Annotated in this window: 17 protein-coding genes and 1 tRNA gene; 17 read left to right on the forward strand and 1 reads right to left on the reverse strand. The window is 31.6% G+C overall.

The genetic code is table 11. The features are described from left to right. The 5 genes from rsmA to RSB60_RS00520 form a co-directional block, all read left to right on the forward strand. Positions 1-846: 16S rRNA (adenine(1518)-N(6)/adenine(1519)-N(6))-dimethyltransferase RsmA (gene rsmA / locus RSB60_RS00500; RefSeq protein WP_442879650.1), on the forward strand; the 846-nt coding region annotated here is incomplete at its 5' end. Continuing rightward, the gene (locus RSB60_RS00505; protein WP_332613844.1) at positions 843-1,691 is read left to right on the forward strand and encodes a 4-(cytidine 5'-diphospho)-2-C-methyl-D-erythritol kinase; all 849 of its coding nucleotides are present in this window, start codon (positions 843-845) and stop codon (positions 1,689-1,691) included. The genes rsmA and RSB60_RS00505, both read left to right, overlap by 4 nt. An 84-nt stretch (positions 1,692-1,775) precedes the next feature. Continuing rightward, complete coding sequence (gene glmU, locus RSB60_RS00510) at positions 1,776-3,131, forward strand: bifunctional UDP-N-acetylglucosamine diphosphorylase/glucosamine-1-phosphate N-acetyltransferase GlmU (protein WP_332613846.1); 1,356 nt, start codon at positions 1,776-1,778, stop codon at positions 3,129-3,131. A 17-nt stretch (positions 3,132-3,148) separates the two neighbouring features. Further along, entirely contained in the window at positions 3,149-4,111 is a 963-nt protein-coding gene (locus RSB60_RS00515; protein ID WP_323380951.1) for a ribose-phosphate diphosphokinase, read from the forward strand. An 88-nt stretch (positions 4,112-4,199) separates the two neighbouring features. Continuing rightward, positions 4,200-4,931, forward strand: a complete 732-nt coding sequence (locus RSB60_RS00520) for a nitroreductase family protein (protein WP_323380952.1) — start codon at positions 4,200-4,202, stop codon at positions 4,929-4,931. Positions 4,932-4,992: 61 nt separating this feature from the next. On the opposite strand, the gene RSB60_RS00525 is transcribed toward RSB60_RS00520, so the two are convergent. After that, positions 4,993-5,751, reverse strand: coding sequence for a sulfite exporter TauE/SafE family protein (locus RSB60_RS00525; protein WP_332613849.1), 759 nt, complete (start codon positions 5,749-5,751; stop codon positions 4,993-4,995). Between the two features lie 164 nt (positions 5,752-5,915). Here RSB60_RS00525 and RSB60_RS00530 point away from each other — a divergent pair, with 164 nt between their 5' ends. The 12 genes from RSB60_RS00530 to RSB60_RS00585 all read left to right on the forward strand — a co-directional run bounded on the left by RSB60_RS00530 (position 5,916) and on the right by RSB60_RS00585 (position 16,747). Then, positions 5,916-6,614, forward strand: coding sequence for a TVP38/TMEM64 family protein (locus RSB60_RS00530; RefSeq protein WP_323380954.1), 699 nt, complete (start codon positions 5,916-5,918; stop codon positions 6,612-6,614). A gap of 1 nt (position 6,615) precedes the next feature. Then, positions 6,616-7,476: a glycosyltransferase family 2 protein gene (locus tag RSB60_RS00535; RefSeq protein WP_332613852.1), complete on the forward strand. Its 861-nt coding sequence runs from the start codon at positions 6,616-6,618 to the stop codon at positions 7,474-7,476. A 13-nt stretch (positions 7,477-7,489) separates the two neighbouring features. Beyond that, positions 7,490-8,188, forward strand: a complete 699-nt coding sequence (locus RSB60_RS00540; RefSeq protein WP_323380956.1) for a response regulator transcription factor — start codon at positions 7,490-7,492, stop codon at positions 8,186-8,188. 3 nt (positions 8,189-8,191) lie between these two features. Next, positions 8,192-10,375: a sensor histidine kinase gene (locus RSB60_RS00545; RefSeq protein WP_332613854.1), complete on the forward strand. Its 2,184-nt coding sequence runs from the start codon at positions 8,192-8,194 to the stop codon at positions 10,373-10,375. A 215-nt stretch (positions 10,376-10,590) separates the two neighbouring features. Continuing rightward, positions 10,591-11,289, forward strand: coding sequence for a pirin family protein (locus tag RSB60_RS00550; RefSeq protein ID WP_332613856.1), 699 nt, complete (start codon positions 10,591-10,593; stop codon positions 11,287-11,289). Between the two features lie 84 nt (positions 11,290-11,373). Further along, positions 11,374-12,981 carry a potassium/proton antiporter gene (locus tag RSB60_RS00555; RefSeq protein ID WP_323380959.1) on the forward strand — a complete coding sequence of 536 codons (1,608 nt, stop codon included), beginning with the start codon at positions 11,374-11,376 and terminating at the stop codon, positions 12,979-12,981. A gap of 72 nt (positions 12,982-13,053) precedes the next feature. Beyond that, positions 13,054-13,884 carry a PHP domain-containing protein gene (locus RSB60_RS00560; RefSeq protein ID WP_332613859.1) on the forward strand — a complete coding sequence of 277 codons (831 nt, stop codon included), beginning with the start codon at positions 13,054-13,056 and terminating at the stop codon, positions 13,882-13,884. 30 nt (positions 13,885-13,914) lie between these two features. Beyond that, positions 13,915-13,988 (forward strand) — tRNA-Glu (locus RSB60_RS00565). 142 nt (positions 13,989-14,130) lie between these two features. Then, positions 14,131-14,430: a YciI family protein gene (locus RSB60_RS00570; RefSeq protein WP_323380961.1), complete on the forward strand. Its 300-nt coding sequence runs from the start codon at positions 14,131-14,133 to the stop codon at positions 14,428-14,430. Between the two features lie 162 nt (positions 14,431-14,592). Then, on the forward strand, positions 14,593-15,087 hold the full coding sequence (locus RSB60_RS00575) for a pyridoxamine 5'-phosphate oxidase family protein (RefSeq protein ID WP_332613862.1): 495 nt from the start codon (positions 14,593-14,595) through the stop codon (positions 15,085-15,087). 26 nt (positions 15,088-15,113) lie between these two features. Beyond that, on the forward strand, positions 15,114-16,496 hold the full coding sequence (locus tag RSB60_RS00580; protein WP_332613864.1) for a sensor domain-containing diguanylate cyclase: 1,383 nt from the start codon (positions 15,114-15,116) through the stop codon (positions 16,494-16,496). Positions 16,497-16,552: 56 nt separating this feature from the next. Next, the gene (locus RSB60_RS00585; RefSeq protein ID WP_323380964.1) at positions 16,553-16,747 is read left to right on the forward strand and encodes a hypothetical protein; all 195 of its coding nucleotides are present in this window, start codon (positions 16,553-16,555) and stop codon (positions 16,745-16,747) included. The last annotated feature ends 3 nt before the right edge of the window (positions 16,748-16,750 follow it).

Below are 16,750 nucleotides of genomic sequence, written 5' to 3' on the forward strand. Positions count from 1 at the left end.
GCAATCGCAACAGTTGCAACACCAAATGAAATATTAAAAAAATTTGACCTATATGCAAAAAAAGGCTATGGTCAAAATTTTATCATTGAACCAGGTATTGTAGAAAAGATTGCAGATTTTGCGAAATGCGATAATGAATGTGTAATTGAAATTGGACCAGGTATTGGCGCATTGACAGAACAATTATGTAAACGTGCTAAAAAAGTAATTGCGTACGAAATCGATACACGACTATTAGAGGTATTACCCTATTCGCTTAGTGAATATAATAACTATGAAATAAGACATCAAGATTTTTTAGAGGTTGATTTTGAAGAAGTTGTTAAAGAATGCAGAAAAGAATTTAATAAAGTAGTAGTGTGTGCAAATTTGCCTTATTATATTACAACACCTATTTTATTTAAAATATTTGAAAGTAAATGTGAAGTAGATAGTATTACAGTTATGGTTCAAAGAGAAGTAGCGGATCGCTTTTGTGCAAATATATCAACAAAGGATTATAATGCCCTAAGTGTAATTACCCAATATTTATATAATGTAAAAATGGTGATGAAGATCCCTAAGACAATATTTAACCCGCGTCCTAATGTGGATTCTGCCGTTATTCAATTCACAAAAAAAGAACATAAGATTACAGTGGACAATGAGCAAGTATATTTTGATTTTGTGAAAGCTTGTTTTAAACAAAGAAGAAAAACATTATTTAACAACTTAAAAGAAATCATTCAAGATAATAACAAAATAAGAGAAATACTAACGCAATGTAATTTATCAGAAACTGTTCGGGCAGAAGCAATCGATGGCGCGAAGTTTATCGAACTATATACAATGTGGAGTAACTTATGAAAGAAAGAGCTTATGCAAAGATTAATTTGAGTCTAGATGTTGTAAAGCGTCGTGATGATGGCTATCATGAACTCAATATGATTATGGTGCCACTTGAATTCTATGATGTTTTAAGTATGGAAATCAGCGATGAAATGTCAATGGAGAGTAATGCCGGCTATTTGCCAAAGACAGAGAAAAATACAATTATTAAGGCGATAGAAGTATTGAGAAAAGAATATGGATTTAAAGAAAATTTCAAAATAGTTCTACAAAAACATATTCCTACGCAGGCAGGACTTGCTGGAGGTAGTGCTGATGCTGCAGCTGCAATACGTCTCATCAAACGATTGTTGAAAATCAGTATGAGCAAGGAAAAAATGATTGAACTCGCTAAGAAAGTTGGCGCAGATGTTCCGTTTTGTTGTATTAATAAACCAGCATTAGTTTCAGGAATTGGTGAGAAAATTATTCCTTTTGAAGCAATCACAGATTTCTATGTATTATTAGTAAAACCATATAAAGGGGTTTCAACAAAAACTGCATTTGAAATGCTCGATTTTGAGACTGCTTATCATCCCGATTGTCTACAGATGAAACAAGCATTAGAAATGGGTGATTATGAAGAAATAATACACGCTTTGGGAAATACGCTTGAGCAACCATCATTTAAGCTTGTTCCTGAAATTGCCAAGATTAAAGAGCGATTAATCGAGTTAGGGATGGATGGAGTACTTATGTCGGGAAGTGGTTCAACGGTGTTTGGACTAACACAAAGCGAAGAATGTTTAGATAATGCTGCAAAAGAGATTAAAAAAATAGCAAGTTTTATCCGAAAAACAAAAATTCGAGATAAAAATAGATAAAAAGTGAAAAAAGAAAATAAAAAGCCCATTTGGGCTTTTTTTATGATCAAAATTTGAGTAGAATAGTAGGGTGGAGGGACAATTATGAAATCTGCAATACTGATGGCTGCAGGCAAGGGAACAAGAATGCAGTCAGATTTACCAAAAGTTATGCATAAAGTATGTCAAAAAACGATGGTTGAACACTTAATCGACACTGTTAAGCAAGCAGGTGCTGAAAAAGTAGTTACTGTTGTAGGATATGGTCATGAAGTGATTGAAAAGGCAATGGAAGGAAAAACTGAATTTGCTTTACAAGAACCTCAATTAGGAACAGGACATGCAGTAATGCAAGCGAAACAATGTGAACATGCTCAAGGAGAAACGCTTGTAGTGAATGGAGATTGTCCGTGTCTAACCGCAGACACATTTGAAGAACTTTACCAAGAAGTAAAAGATGCAAAAATGGTAGTCTTAACTGCAATCTTAGATGATCCAAGTGCGTATGGAAGAATCATTCGTGATGAAAATGGATTCATTCAACGTATTATTGAATTTAAAGATTGTACTGAAGATGAAAAAAAGATAAATGAAATTAATACTGGAATCTATGCGTTTGATAATGAAACTCTATTTTCAAACTTAAAAGATATTCAAAATAATAATGCTCAAAGTGAATACTATATTACAGATTTAGTTGAGATATTAAATAAAAAAGGATTAAAAGTGAAAGCAGTTGTCGCAAAAGACAATGAAGAAGTTGCAGGTGTTAATGATAAATATGAACTAGCTCGTGCAAATCAAGAAATGCAAAAACGCATCAATAAAGAATGGATGAAAAAAGGTGTTACAATGATTAATCCAGACGCAACTTATATTGGTGCAGATGTAAAACTAGAAGCAGAAGTGATACTATATCCAAATGTATATTTGGAAGGAAATACAACAGTTCAAAGAGGAACAACGATTCTTCCACAAAGTTTTCTAGATAATGCAATAATTGGAAAAGATTGTGTTATTGATAGTTCTAGAATTACAGATAGTGAAGTTAAAGATAACTGTACAGTTGGACCATTTGCACATTTGCGTATGCACTCAGTTGTAGAAAGTAAAAATAGAATCGGTAATTTTGTCGAGTTTAAGAATACAAACTTTGGGTTTGATAGCCGTTGTGCGCACTTGACGTATATTGGCGATAGTGACATCGGAAGTAAAGTTAATATTGGTTGTGGGGTCGTAACAGTAAATTACGATGGTAAAAATAAATTCCGTACAGTTGTAAAAGATGGAGCGTTTATTGGCAGTAACGTTAATTTAATTGCACCATTAACTGTAGGAGAAAATGCTGTAGTAGCTGCTGGATCAACCGCAACAGAAGACGTTCCAGATGGGGATATGGCCATTGGGCGTTGTCGTCAAGAGAACAAACCAGGTTATGGAACTAAATACAAAAACAAATAAGGAGAGTAAAACTGAAAATGAATGAGACGATTGTATTTGCATTAACATCAAGTGTTGATCTCGCTAATGAAATAGTGGACCACTTGAACTTGCCGTTGGGTAAAATTAGTGTTAAACATTTTGCGGATGGAGAAATTTTAGTAGAGCCAGAAGAAACTGTACGTGGACGTTCAGTTTATATTGTTCAATCAACATGTGCACCAGTAACTGAGCGATTAATGGAAGTGTTAATTTGTATTGATGCTTGTAAACGTGCAAGTGCAGGCGAAATCAATGTTGTAATGCCTTATTATGGGTATGCACGTCAAGACAGAAAAGCAAGAGCTCGTCAACCAATCACTGCAAAACTTGTAGCAGATTTATTACAAGTTGCAGGAGCTAATCGACTAATCACAATTGATTTACATGCATCTCAAATCCAAGGATTCTTCAATGTACCTATTGATGATTTAACAGCTGTTCCTATGATTGGACAATACTTTAAATCAAAGGCATTAGAAGATATAGTTGTAGTATCACCAGATCATGGTGGAACAACACGTGCACGTAAACTTGCCGATGCCATTGGTGCACCATTGGCTATCGTTGATAAACGTCGTCCTAAACCTAATGTAGCGGAAGCTATGAATGTAATTGGGGAAGTTGAAGGCAAAACAGTTATCGTAATCGATGACATTGTTGATACAGCTGGAAGCTTAGTAGCAAGTATAAACATTTTAAAAGATAAAGGTGCTAAAGAGATTTATTGTGCTTGTACTCATGGTGTCCTTTCTGGACCAGCAATTGAAAGAATTGAAAATTCTCCAATTAAAGAAATGGTTATCACAAATACAATCCCTCTCCCTCAAGAAAGCAAAGAAAGAACTACAAAGATTACTTCATTATCAGTTGCATATATGATTTCAAAAACAATTGAAGCAATTCAAACACATTGTCCAGTATCGGATGTATATGATTTGTTTGCTCCAAAAAACGATTAATTTAAAGAGACTTTGTCTCTTTTTCTTTTCTCACTAGCAAACCAGTATAACAATTGTTAAACTATAGTAAATATATTGGAGGATTAGTATGAACAAAACAATCGATTTATTATTGAAAAGGACTTCACTTCGTAAGTTTTCATCAAAATCTATTTCAAAAGAAGAAATGGATTGCATTATTACATGTGCTAAACAAGCACCAAGCGCAGGTAATATGCAAATGTATACAATTATAAATATTACAGATCAAAATCTTAAAGATCGTTTAAGTGTTACATGTGATAATCAACAGTTCATAAAAGAAGCAAGTCATATATTAATTTTCTGCAATGATATGAGCAAATGGAACCGGGCCTTTAAATTATTTAATGCAAAGAAGGAAGAAGACAAGTGTATTGATGAAGCTGACTTTATCTTAAGTATGCAAGACGCAGTAATTGCGGCACAAAATGCCGTAGTTGCAGCGGAAAGTCTAGGAATCGGAACTTGTTATATTGGTGACATTATGGAAAATTTAGAAATACATCAAGAACTTTTGCATTTGCCAGAATATGTGTTTCCATGTTGTATGCTAGTACTTGGATATCCTCAAAATGAAACAGAAGTACAACCAAGAAGACGATATGAAAATAAATATGTAGTATGTGAAAACACGTACCAAGAGTTGAGTGATAATGAAATCAAAGAAATGTTCTCAATTGGAACAATGGAAGAAACGGAAGATTGGATTAAACGATTTTATAATCGAAAGATTAATTCTGATTTCTTTAAAGAAATGGGAAGATCCTTACATAAAGCGATTCAAGAGTGGAAAAAATAAAAATGTGTTCTCTATTCAAGTGCTAAAGATGAATAGGGGACACATTTTATTTCTATATCAATTAAAATAAATTAATTGCAGTAGTTATAATGACAAAACATAATACAATATTGAACAAATTATGAATTTGTTTTTCAGTGAATTGGTGGTTTAACTTTGACCCAATGAGTCCACCAACAATTCCGGCAGGTATCATATAAAGTAGTGCTACTAAATCAAGACCCACATAACTTTGGGTTAATAAAACTTGTGATAATTTAGATGCTTGAGAGAAGAAAATCATAAATACAGAAATAACAGAAGCTGATTTTGTATTCATTGAGAAAAATAAAGTAAGAGCAACTAAGTTAATTGGGCCGCCACCTATTCCTAGGAATGCGGAAAGAAAACCAAAGAAGATCCCTACTAGAATCGGAGCAAGGGGATTTTTTAAATGCCAATGATATTTTTCTTTGAATTTGTTCATGTAAATCAAAACAATAATTAGTAGAATCATTAATACAAAATTTTGAATCTGTTTAATTGGAATATTATCAAACTTCAATAGGCTGGATAATAAGGATTGCCCTAATAATCCACCAATCATAGAACTTATGGCAATATAGGTCGCAAATTTCATATCAAACTTAGTATGTAAGCGATAATGTTTAAATAATGCTGCGGCAGACATTGAGAATACAGTAGCAGAAGACAATATACTAATAACAGCAGTAGAATAATTGCCAGATAAATCAAGTAATGGCTTAATAATAACGCCTCCACCTATTCCAGAAATTGCACCGACAATGGATGCACATAATGCGACAAGTAATGCAATCATAAATTCACCTCATACAAACAGTATAAAGATGAATGAAGTAGGATACAACAATTTAAATACTCAAATCTACATCAATAAACATAAATCTTAAGAAAGTCTTTAGAAATACCTAACAAGTTTCTTTATATCTATCCCATATGATTAATAACATAAAGAGGTTAGTTATGAATAAACAAGAGAAGATATATCAAATATTAAAAATAGTATCTATTATTGGAGGATTATTCTTTGTAATAGCCCTTGGAGCAGCCATATTTGTATTCTTTACAAGCATCGCATCAAATCCAGAAAACTTTAAAATATGGCTAGATAAGTTTGGGGTATTTGGAAGATTAGCACTGGTACTCATGATGTTTCTACAAGTCTTAGTGGCATTTCTACCAGGAGAAATCATTGAGGTAGGTGCAGGAGTTGCGTTTGGCACATGGGAAGGAATGTTTCTTTGTTTATTAGGGTCAGGACTTGCAACATATTGTATTTTGACGCTAGTAAAAAAATATGGCAATAACATGGTTGAACATTTTATGCCTAAAGAAAAAATAGAAGGGCTTTCTTTCTTAAAGAACGAACAAAAGTTTTATCCTCTTGTATTTATGATTTTCTTCATTCCAGGAACACCTAAAGACTTTATTACATATTTTGCTGGCTTAATTACAAAAATAAATACAATGAAATTTGTGGTAATCACAACATTCGCAAGAATTCCATCTGTGATTACATCTACAATAGCCGGTGAAAAATTAATGGGACAAGACTTTACATCAGCGTTTATTATCTATGGCATTACATTTCTAATTAGTATAGTGGGAATTCTAGTTTATAGAAAAATTACTACAATGAATAAATTAAAGGGAGAAATTTAATATGAAAGTTAGTGTATTAGTACCAGTTTATAATTCAGAAGATACAATTTATAATTGTATTCGTTCAATCATGAAACAAACATACCAAGATTTTGAGATTATTGTGGCTAATGATGGCTCAACAGATTTAACAAAAAGTCGGCTAGAAAAATATAAAAAACACTTTGCGAATAAACTCCACGTTTATCATTGTGATCATCAAGGGGTTGCCGCTACACGCAATACTTTACTAAAACATGCAACAGGTGACTATATTATGTTTGTGGATGCTGATGACATGATAAGTGAGAATATACTAGAAGTTATGGTGAATAAACTTGAACATTATCAAAGTGATGTTGTAATTTGTGGTAATGATTTTAACGGAGTGTTCGGGTTAAAAAATACAGTCGAAAAGGAAATGATTCCCAGTCGAAGAGAAGTGATGAAATACTTATTAAAAGATACTAAAATACGTAATTTCTCATGGGGAAAACTATATCGCAGATCAATATGGGAAGGAATTTCTTTTCCTTTAGGAGAGCTTTTTGAAGATGTTTCAACAGTGCATAAAGTATTAATCAAAAGCAAAAAGACAGTGATTATACCGGATGTTTTATATCACTATAATATACAATCAAAAGGCAGTATCACACACTCATTGCGTACAGAAATTCTTCCATATATGATACAATCATTTGAGAGTCAAGCAAGAAATATTCTAGAGTTTGACCCAACATTAGAAAAAGAAGTTAAGCGAATGTTGACTAGAAATAAACTTATAGCATTATTGAGCTTAGTAAGACATATGGATTTTGATGGCAAAGTTCTACATACGATTATGAGAAAAGAAAATATACAGTTAACAGTAAATAAGAATTAGTGGGGGAGCAATTATGGGAGATAGAATACTTGTAGTAGAGGATGACATAGAAATTGGTAATGCGATAGAAATATATCTCAAAAATCAAAACTATGAAGTTTTACGTGCATACAATGGAAAAGAAGGATTAGAGGTTATTTCTAACAACGAAATTCATCTAGCGATTGTTGATATGATGATGCCGGAAATGGATGGATTAACGATGATTATGAAGCTAAGAGAGGAACATGATTTTCCAGTGCTGATATTATCCGCGAAATCAGAAGAATTAGATAAAATTACAGGTTTAAACATGGGTGCTGATGATTATGTAACAAAACCATTCACGCCAATGGAACTTTTAGCGAGAGTTAATTCACAATTAAGAAGATACAATCGTTTTCGCAATAAAGTTATCGAACAAGAATCTGCATGCAATCATGTAGTGGGTGGATTAGAAGTAAATGAGGATACAAAAGATGTAAAAGTAGATGGTGAACTAGTAAAGTGTACACCCATCGAATTTAAGATCTTGTTATTACTGATAAAAAATCCAGGACGTGTTTATAGTTTAGAGTCGATTTATGAACAGGTATGGAATGAAGATGCAATCGCAACAGATACTGTTATGGTACATATAAGAAACATTCGAGAAAAGATAGAAATAGACCCAAGAAACCCTAGATATTTAAAAGTAGTATGGGGTGTTGGTTATAAAATAGATAAGGGGTAGAAGATGAAAAAAATAGATAAAACATTTAAACAGCTCTTTATTTTCTTGTCTATTATTGCGGTTATTTCGTTAGGTATATTATCGATATCTGCAGATGAGGCGAATAGTCAAAACAACAATGTGTATAAGACGGCATTTAGAAATAATCAACAATTAGAAAGCCTATTAAATGATGCAACATTTGAACTTTATTGTTCAGACCAAATGAAACTAAATAGTTTCCTATACTACACTGATGTCTTTAAGATTGAATTTAAAGAAGAAAATGGAAATATGATTCAAGGAATAGATCGCTCTAATTATAAGAACCGAATGAATGAATATATCCTGAATAATGTAGTAGAACAGCTTGGGGACATTCGTGGATTACAAGCGTTATATATTAATAACGATACAAACCAAAAAACGTATTTAGAACGTTCATCAAATTTACCGATGACTACGCTAGAAGCAAACGAAAAAAACTATCAATTTTGGTATCGAGTAAACTTTGACGAGAATGGTAATCAAACAGTTCAAAAACTAGATGATGGTGTCAACATCTATATTGATCCGTTTATAACAGTTTTTAATGAAGCATCAAAATGGTTTCTACAAGAAGAAGATGTAACAGGTGAGTACGCAACATATAATGGTATAGAAATTGATTATCAAATTCCAAAGCTTACAAATTGCACAGTGATATTTGGAATACCAGATTCACTGGATATGAATGATAACATCATGAATTATATTGATTATACGATTGCATCGCAACAAAGTATTTATTATCTAGGAGAAGTTAATATTTTATATACAATTATTGCCATGGCATTATTGGGGTTAATTTATCCACTTAAAAAAATTCGTGAGTCTTTTGCGGGTCGTTGGTTAGATAATGCTTGCTGGGAATTAAGAGCATTAATTGTATTTACAGGAATAATGATTATTAATATACCACTAAGTTTATATAATAACTTATCATATAGCGTAACAGAAAGCATGATGAATGAGGCAAGTATGCTTAATTATATCCTAGCACTTATTCTAGCTTTCGTTGCTGCAATAGTCATGGGATATGGAGTGATAATATCTATCTATTGGATAAAGACAATTTTTACGGATGGTCTTAAAGAAAACTTGAAAAAGATAAAAACAAAAGAAATCGTTAAAGGTGTTTATAGAACGCTTAAACAATGGTTCTATGATTGTTTAACAATACAACTATCGAAAGAATCTTATATAAAATTAATTGGTATTCTTGCAGCGAATGTATTTATTCTATGTAGTATTTTCTGGATTTTTAATGATGAATTTTTAGGCGCACTCATTTATTCAATTGCATTATTTGTACTCATTCTTAAAATCTTTAAGGAGATACAAAAAAACTATACACAATTACTCACATGTACTAGACGTTTATCGCAAGGTGATTTAGAAACTGACATCACTGAAGAGTTAGGTGTATTTGACCCTATTAAAAATGAGTTAGAAGATATTCGAATTGGTTTCAAAATTGCGATTGATGAAGAAACTAAGAGTCAAAAAATGAAAACTGAACTAATCTCGAATGTATCACATGACTTAAAAACACCACTTACATCTTTAATCTCTTATGTCGATTTATTGAAGAAGGAAACGGATGAAGAAAAGAAAAAAGATTACTTAGAAACAGTTGAGAGAAGTTCATTACGACTAAAACATTTAATTGAAGATTTGTTTGAGGTAAGTAAAGCGAATAGTGGGGATATACGATTAGATATTGTCGATGTAGATATTGTGTCTTTAATCAATCAGACATTATTTGAGTTAGCTCCACAAATAGAAAAGTCTGGATTAACATTTAAAACAGATTTTGAAAAAGAAAAGATGATTATGCGGTTAGATGCACATAAAACATACCGTATTATTGAAAATCTATTTAATAACGCAATTAAATATTCTATTCCTAATACAAGAGTATATGTGAAAGTCACAGAGGATGAAAGAACAATGGAGTTTTCAGTTCGCAATATATCTAGCGAAGAAATTACATTTGATCCTAATGATTTAGTAGAACGATTTGTACGTGGCGATAAATCTAGAAATTCAGAAGGTTCAGGGCTAGGACTAGCAATTTCAAAAGGATTCACTGAGGCGCAAGATGGTAAATTATCAATTGAAACCGATGGTGATTACTTCAAAGTAACAGTTAAATTTAAGAAATAAAGACTAAGTGAAAACTTAGTTTTTATTTTAGTAGAGCATATTTATAGAAGTATTGTAAATTAGTGATATATTGTAGATAAAGACAACTAACAACGAGAAATCATGATTACCTTAAATAGTATCTTATAATTAATATTCAATTTTTCATTTACTAAAAAGGTGGAATATACTCGTTGATATTCAAGATTTAAAAAAATTGGAAAAGAGGGAGTATTATGATAAAAATAATAAATCATGAAAAAATGGGAAAGAGTGAAATGGGTTGGTTACACAGCATCTTTCATTTTTCATTCGCCGAATACTATAATCCTAATAATATTCATTTTGGAGCATTAAGAGTAATCAATGATGATATTTTTGATGCAGGGAAAGGATTCGGCACACATCCCCATGAAAATATGGAGATTATAAGTTATGTTGTTGAGGGTACCCTAACACATAAAGACAGCATGGGTAATAAACGTGATTTAGTTCGTGGTCAGGTTCAATATATGAGTGCTGGTACAGGTGTAACACATAGTGAATTTAATCTTACAGAAAATCCTTTGAGATTTCTTCAAATTTGGATAATTCCAGATAAAAAAGAATATCCACCAAACTATGGTGACTATCAATTTGAATGGAAGGATAGAGAAGGAAAATGGTTACAAATAGTTTCAGGACCTGAAGGTAATGGACCTATTCATATTCATCAAGATATGAATATATCAGTCATAAGTTTAAAAGCAGATGAAGATATAAATTATGATATTCAAGCTGATCGCCAAGTTTATCTTGTTCAAATTGAAGGCAATGGCATGATTAATGGTGAATTGATAAATGAGAAAGATGGAGCGGAGATTTTTGATGAATCAAAAATTAAACTGAGCGCTAAAACAGATTCACATTATATTTTATTTGATATGAGTAAATAAAGGTTATCGAAAGATAACCTTTATTGTATAAAAAGAAGAATAGAATTTTTATGGTAAAATAAAAACAAGTGGGGGAGTGATAATTTGACTATAGGTATATTGTTAGCAGGAATTATTGTTGTGGCGTGTGTATTCTTAAATCGTGCAACACAAAAGGCGGGACTTCCTGTTTTGGTGGCATTTATTGGACTGGGATTACTTTTTGGAACAGATGGAATTCTAGGAATATATTATGAAGATTATGAAACAGTAGAAAAAATATGTACAGTAGCTTTAATATTTATAATTTTTTATGGTGGATTTGGAACCAACTGGAAACATGCAAAACCAGTAGTATCAAAAGCTATCTTATTATCAACTTTGGGTGTTCTATTCACAGCATTATTAACAGGACTATTCTGTCATTATGTTTTGCATTTTGGACTACTAGAAAGTTTTTTGATTGGCTCAGTAATCAGTTCAACAGATGCAGCATCAGTATTTTCTATCCTACGTTCTAAACGCTTGGGATTAAAATATAATACAGACTCCTTGTTAGAAATTGAGAGTGGTAGTAATGATCCAACATCATATACGCTAACTATTTTAGTATTAACAATGATGACAAGTGGAATACAACTCCAAAGCACATTGCAATTTATAATATTACAATTTGCGATGGGTATATTCTTTGGTTTTATCGTTGCATATGGAGCAACATATATCTTAAAAAAAATAAAACTCACAGCAGATGGATTTGACTTAGTGTTTCTTGTGGGGATAGCATTAGTGTCATATGCTGTAGCAACATACTTTAATGGGAATGGTTACTTAAGTGTTTATATAACAGGAATAATATTAGGAAATCAAAAAATGACGAATCAAAAAGCATTTGTACATTTCTTTGATGGAATTACAGGATTAATGCAAATGGTAATTTTCTTCCTTTTAGGGTTTCTTGCGACACCTTCGCGAATTCCAGATATTTTTATACCAGCGATTTTAATTATGATTTTTTTAACGGTAGTAGCAAGACCTTTTGCGACATTCTTATTATTAAAACCCTATGGATGTAAATTCAAACAATTATTGCTTGTTTCGTTTGCTGGATTAAGAGGAGCAGCTTCAATTGTATTCGCAATACTTGCGACAGTTCGTTTAAATGATTTATCTATTGATTTATATCACATTGTATTTTTCATAGTTTTATTATCAATTTTAATTCAAGGTACATTCTTACCCAAGGTTTCCAAATGGCTTGACATGACAGATAAGAATATTGATGTATTGAAATCATTTAGTGATTATTCAGATGAAGTAGATTTACGATTTATAAAAGTTAACTTAAATTCATCGCATAATTGGATTAATCAAGAAATCAAAAATATAACGTTACCACCAGATACATTAATAATATTAATTTTGCGGAATAAAGAAAAAATAATTCCAAGTGGAAAGACTATACTTCAAGAAGGTGATCAGCTTATTTTGAGCGCATATAAATATCGAGGAGAAAATCAAATTTGTCTACAAGAATATATTATTGAAAAAGGTAGTGAGTGGATACAAAAAACAATTAAGGATTTCTCTCCAAAAGCAAATGAACTTGTCATTATGATTATTAGAGATAGCAAAACAATTCTTCCTAGTGGTGATACAAAAATTGAGGAAGAGGATATATTAGTTTTATATACGAATGAACTTGTTCGATAGAAGATCATATGATTTTTATTTACAGTTTATAAAGAACAACGTATAATTTATAAAATTAGTTAGGAGTATTCTATGAGTTATATAGATTTACACAACCATTCCTTCTATTCAGATGGAACATACAGTCCAAAAGAAATCCTTCAAATGGCACAAGAGGAACAAGTGAGTGTGCTTGCAATCACCGACCATAATGAATTAAAAGGAACTGAAATATTAATGGAACTTGCAAAGAATACAGATATTCAATGTGTAACAGGGGTTGAAATAGATTGTACTGAATTTGGTAGAAATATTCATATGCTTGGCTATAACTTTGATTTGGAAAATGAACAGTTTAGAGAATTTGTGACCGCGAATAGAGTGTTACTCGATGTCGCAAATCGTGATTTTGTAGAAATGATTGCCAAACAAGACACTAGAGTATCACTAGAAGATTATGATAATTATGAGTATGATCGACGATTAGGTGGATGGAGAGCAATCCATTATTTTGTAGAACGTGGTGTTGCAGGTGATTTAGATGAGTCATTTGATTTGTTTTTTAAAGGGGACTTTTCCTATGAAGATATTTCATTTTTTGGAGTGAAGCGCGTCATTGATGAAATTCATCAAGCACATGGTAAAGCAATAATTGCCCATCCAGGTCGAGTTTTTAAAGATTTAAATGATGCAGAATTTGAAGAAATATTAAGAAAATTAGTGATGTTAGGAATAGACGGAATTGAATGTTATTATCCAAAGCATACAGAAAAACAAGCGGAAATTTGTTTGAAAATTTGCGAAATATTCAATTTATTTGTTACATCAGGTTCAGATTGTCATGGAACATTTGAGACTACTAAAATTGGGCAGATGAAAACCGTACCATCACAAGTAAAAATAAATTTTGATATTGAAAGATAGTGAGAAAGGAATATACTAAAAGTATATTCTGCTCCCATCTTCTAATCGGTTAGGAAACACGGTTCTCATCCGTGCAACGAGGGGTTCGAATCCCCCTGGGAGTAGAAATAAAATAAAACTAGAAATGCGAAAGCATTTTTTATTTTGATTTCAAGTAGTTTTAAAAAAATACTCATGATATACTAGCGATACATGAAATAAAAAATTGATAGATTATATTTTAAATGATAATAATGAGGATAAAACATGGATAAATCACTTTATGTAATGATAATTGAAAAAGGAAAAACATATAATAAATTAACAAAAGCAGTAATAGAAAGACATGTTGCAAATATCAAGAGATTAGATGATAGCGAGATACTAGAAATATGTGGCGTTTTTAAAAGCTATCCAGGAGTTGCTGGGATGTATATAATTAGAGCAAATAGTTATGAAGATGCTGAAGAAATATGCAAAAAAGAACCACTTGTTTTAGAAGGATATGCAACTTATAAGCTAAAGGAGTTTATAGTAGCGAATCGAGATAATAATTATTTACTATAAGGTTATATGATAGTCATAATTGAAAAGTGGAATAATTCTCATTCAAATGGATATTTTACACTTATAAATGAAGTGTTTATTTGCTATAGTGTTTGTAAGAGAATAGAACAAAATCTTTGAAACAAAAGATTTTGTTAAAGATTAAATATAGGGGGCTGAAATATGTTTAGAGAAATGCGTAGATTTAAACAAGTTTTATCTAAGGAAGAATGCATTCAGGTATTAAATCGAGGTACAAATGGTGTATTGGCTGTGATAGGCGATGATGGATATCCTTATACTATTCCACTAAGTTATTGTTATTGTGATTCAAAGATTTATTTTCACAGTGCAAAAGCAGGGCACAAAATCGATGCATTAGAAAAAAATGATAAGGTATCCTTTTGTGTTGTTGATGCGGATAATATCGTACCTGAAAAATTCACTACCTATTTTAGAAGTGTTATCGTATTTGGGAAAGCCCGTGTATTAAGAGATGAAGAAAAACGATTTGCGTTAGAACTTTTGATAGATAAATATTCAAAAGAATTCAGTAATAATAAAGAAGCAGAAATCAGTGGAAGTTTTAATGCGGTTAGCTGTATTGAATTAACAATAGAACATATGTCAGGTAAAGAAGCAATAGAATATATTCGAGAAAAAGAAAGTAATAACTAGGAAAGTTGTAAACTTGAGGTGAAAGTATGAATCTACAAGATGAATTAATACTAAGACTAGCAACTTTGTTTGCTGACCAACAAGTACAACTAGATAATGTAAGACAAGGACAACAGCTGATTACAAATTATTTTGGTTTTGATATATCTCTTGTATATGAACCAGGATTAAATAATCAATTGAATGAAATGTCACGATATTCAAATACCAAAAAAGAATATCCCAAAATATTGGATTTAAATAATCTTGAAGAAGAATTCAACAATCGTTTAATATACGAAAGTTTTTTAATGTTGAATAAAAATGATGAATTATCAGAATATGAATTGAAATTATTAAATATGTTTGATGCTAAAACGTTATATGTCGAATCAGTGCTTGATGATAATGATCGAATATTTGGTATTGTGATAAATGCTGGTAAAAGGCTGGAATATAGTAATGAAGAATTCAATTTGTTACATATTACAAATGCAATGTTGATTAAATATACATCGTTTAATTTATATAAGAAACGTTTGCGATTCGCTCAAAAATCATTAGAGAAGATTTTAGATAATACAGGTATAGACATTTATGTAAATGATTTCAATACACATGATATTTTATATGTAAACGAATCAATGGCATCCCCTTATGGTGGTAAAGATAAATTTATGGGAAACAAATGCTGGCAAGTGCTTTTTCCTGGGCAAACAGGTCCTTGTGAGTTTTGTCCACAAAAGAAGATTATTGATGAAAAAGGAAATCCAACAAAAGTATATATTTGGGACTATCAACGGGCATTTGATGGTTCGTGGTTTAGAGTCTTTAGCTCAGCGTTTACGTGGGTTGATGGAAGACTTGCGCATATTGTAAGTAGTGCAGATATCACTGACAACAAGAAAAATGAAGAACTCATAAAATATATGGCCCATTATGATTCGTTGACTAAACTACCAAATCGAAGAATGTTACTTGAAAAATGCAAAGCGAAAATTGATAATGCGAGTGAGAATGAGCAGGGATATTTATTGTTCTTTGATATTGATGGATTCAAATTGATTAATGATAATTTTGGTCATGATGCAGGAGATGAATTTTTGATTAATTTAGGAGAATTCTTTAGCAATATTCCTATGCTGAAAGATTCGATATATCGCAATGGTGGCGATGAATTTGTCGCTCTCATTGGCAAAGTCGAAAAAGAAAGCATTCGTAGTTTGTGTCACTTTATTCTAGAAAGATTTAAAAAACCTTGGGAACTTAAAAAAGGCACAGTTTTTTGTGGTGTAAGTATTGGTGTTGCGTGTTATCCAGAAGATGGTAATAGTGCTAGCCAACTTCTTCAAGTAGCTGACCGTGCTATGTATAATGTCAAGAAAACAGGTGGTGGAAACATGCTGTTTGGATATGAAATTGAAGATTAAAAGGTTTGATTTAAAGATTAAGTTGGTTTATAGTAATATCCACAGAGGTGTTGCGAATGAATTATATAGATGGACTTATTTTAGGAATACTTGCAATTGTAATTGGCGTGACAATGATGCTGATGAGTAAAACAAAAAAGACAAATTGTTCTGGCACCTGTTTAGGTTGCTCAAAAGAAACAACATGTCGGATTAAAAACTTAAAAGAAGATTATGATAAAGATAAAAAATCAAGTTGTGGTTGCCACTAACTT

The sequence above is a fragment of the Anaerorhabdus sp. genome (assembly GCF_036657415.1).
Classification (GTDB): Bacteria; Bacillota_I; Bacilli_A; order Erysipelotrichales; family Erysipelotrichaceae; genus Anaerorhabdus.

Coding starts and splice junctions, on each gene's coding strand:
- RSB60_RS00505 (WP_332613844.1), top strand. CDS start 843: ATGAAAGAAAGAGCTTATGCAAAGATTAATTTGAGTCTAGATGTTGTA.
- glmU (WP_332613846.1), top strand. CDS start 1,776: ATGAAATCTGCAATACTGATGGCTGCAGGCAAGGGAACAAGAATGCAG.
- RSB60_RS00515 (WP_323380951.1), top strand. CDS start 3,149: ATGAATGAGACGATTGTATTTGCATTAACATCAAGTGTTGATCTCGCT.
- RSB60_RS00520 (WP_323380952.1), top strand. CDS start 4,200: ATGAACAAAACAATCGATTTATTATTGAAAAGGACTTCACTTCGTAAG.
- RSB60_RS00525 (WP_332613849.1), bottom strand. CDS start 5,751: ATGATTGCATTACTTGTCGCATTATGTGCATCCATTGTCGGTGCAATT.
- RSB60_RS00530 (WP_323380954.1), top strand. CDS start 5,916: ATGAATAAACAAGAGAAGATATATCAAATATTAAAAATAGTATCTATT.
- RSB60_RS00535 (WP_332613852.1), top strand. CDS start 6,616: ATGAAAGTTAGTGTATTAGTACCAGTTTATAATTCAGAAGATACAATT.
- RSB60_RS00540 (WP_323380956.1), top strand. CDS start 7,490: ATGGGAGATAGAATACTTGTAGTAGAGGATGACATAGAAATTGGTAAT.
- RSB60_RS00545 (WP_332613854.1), top strand. CDS start 8,192: ATGAAAAAAATAGATAAAACATTTAAACAGCTCTTTATTTTCTTGTCT.
- RSB60_RS00550 (WP_332613856.1), top strand. CDS start 10,591: ATGATAAAAATAATAAATCATGAAAAAATGGGAAAGAGTGAAATGGGT.
- RSB60_RS00560 (WP_332613859.1), top strand. CDS start 13,054: ATGAGTTATATAGATTTACACAACCATTCCTTCTATTCAGATGGAACA.
- RSB60_RS00570 (WP_323380961.1), top strand. CDS start 14,131: ATGGATAAATCACTTTATGTAATGATAATTGAAAAAGGAAAAACATAT.
- RSB60_RS00575 (WP_332613862.1), top strand. CDS start 14,593: ATGTTTAGAGAAATGCGTAGATTTAAACAAGTTTTATCTAAGGAAGAA.
- RSB60_RS00580 (WP_332613864.1), top strand. CDS start 15,114: ATGAATCTACAAGATGAATTAATACTAAGACTAGCAACTTTGTTTGCT.
- RSB60_RS00585 (WP_323380964.1), top strand. CDS start 16,553: ATGAATTATATAGATGGACTTATTTTAGGAATACTTGCAATTGTAATT.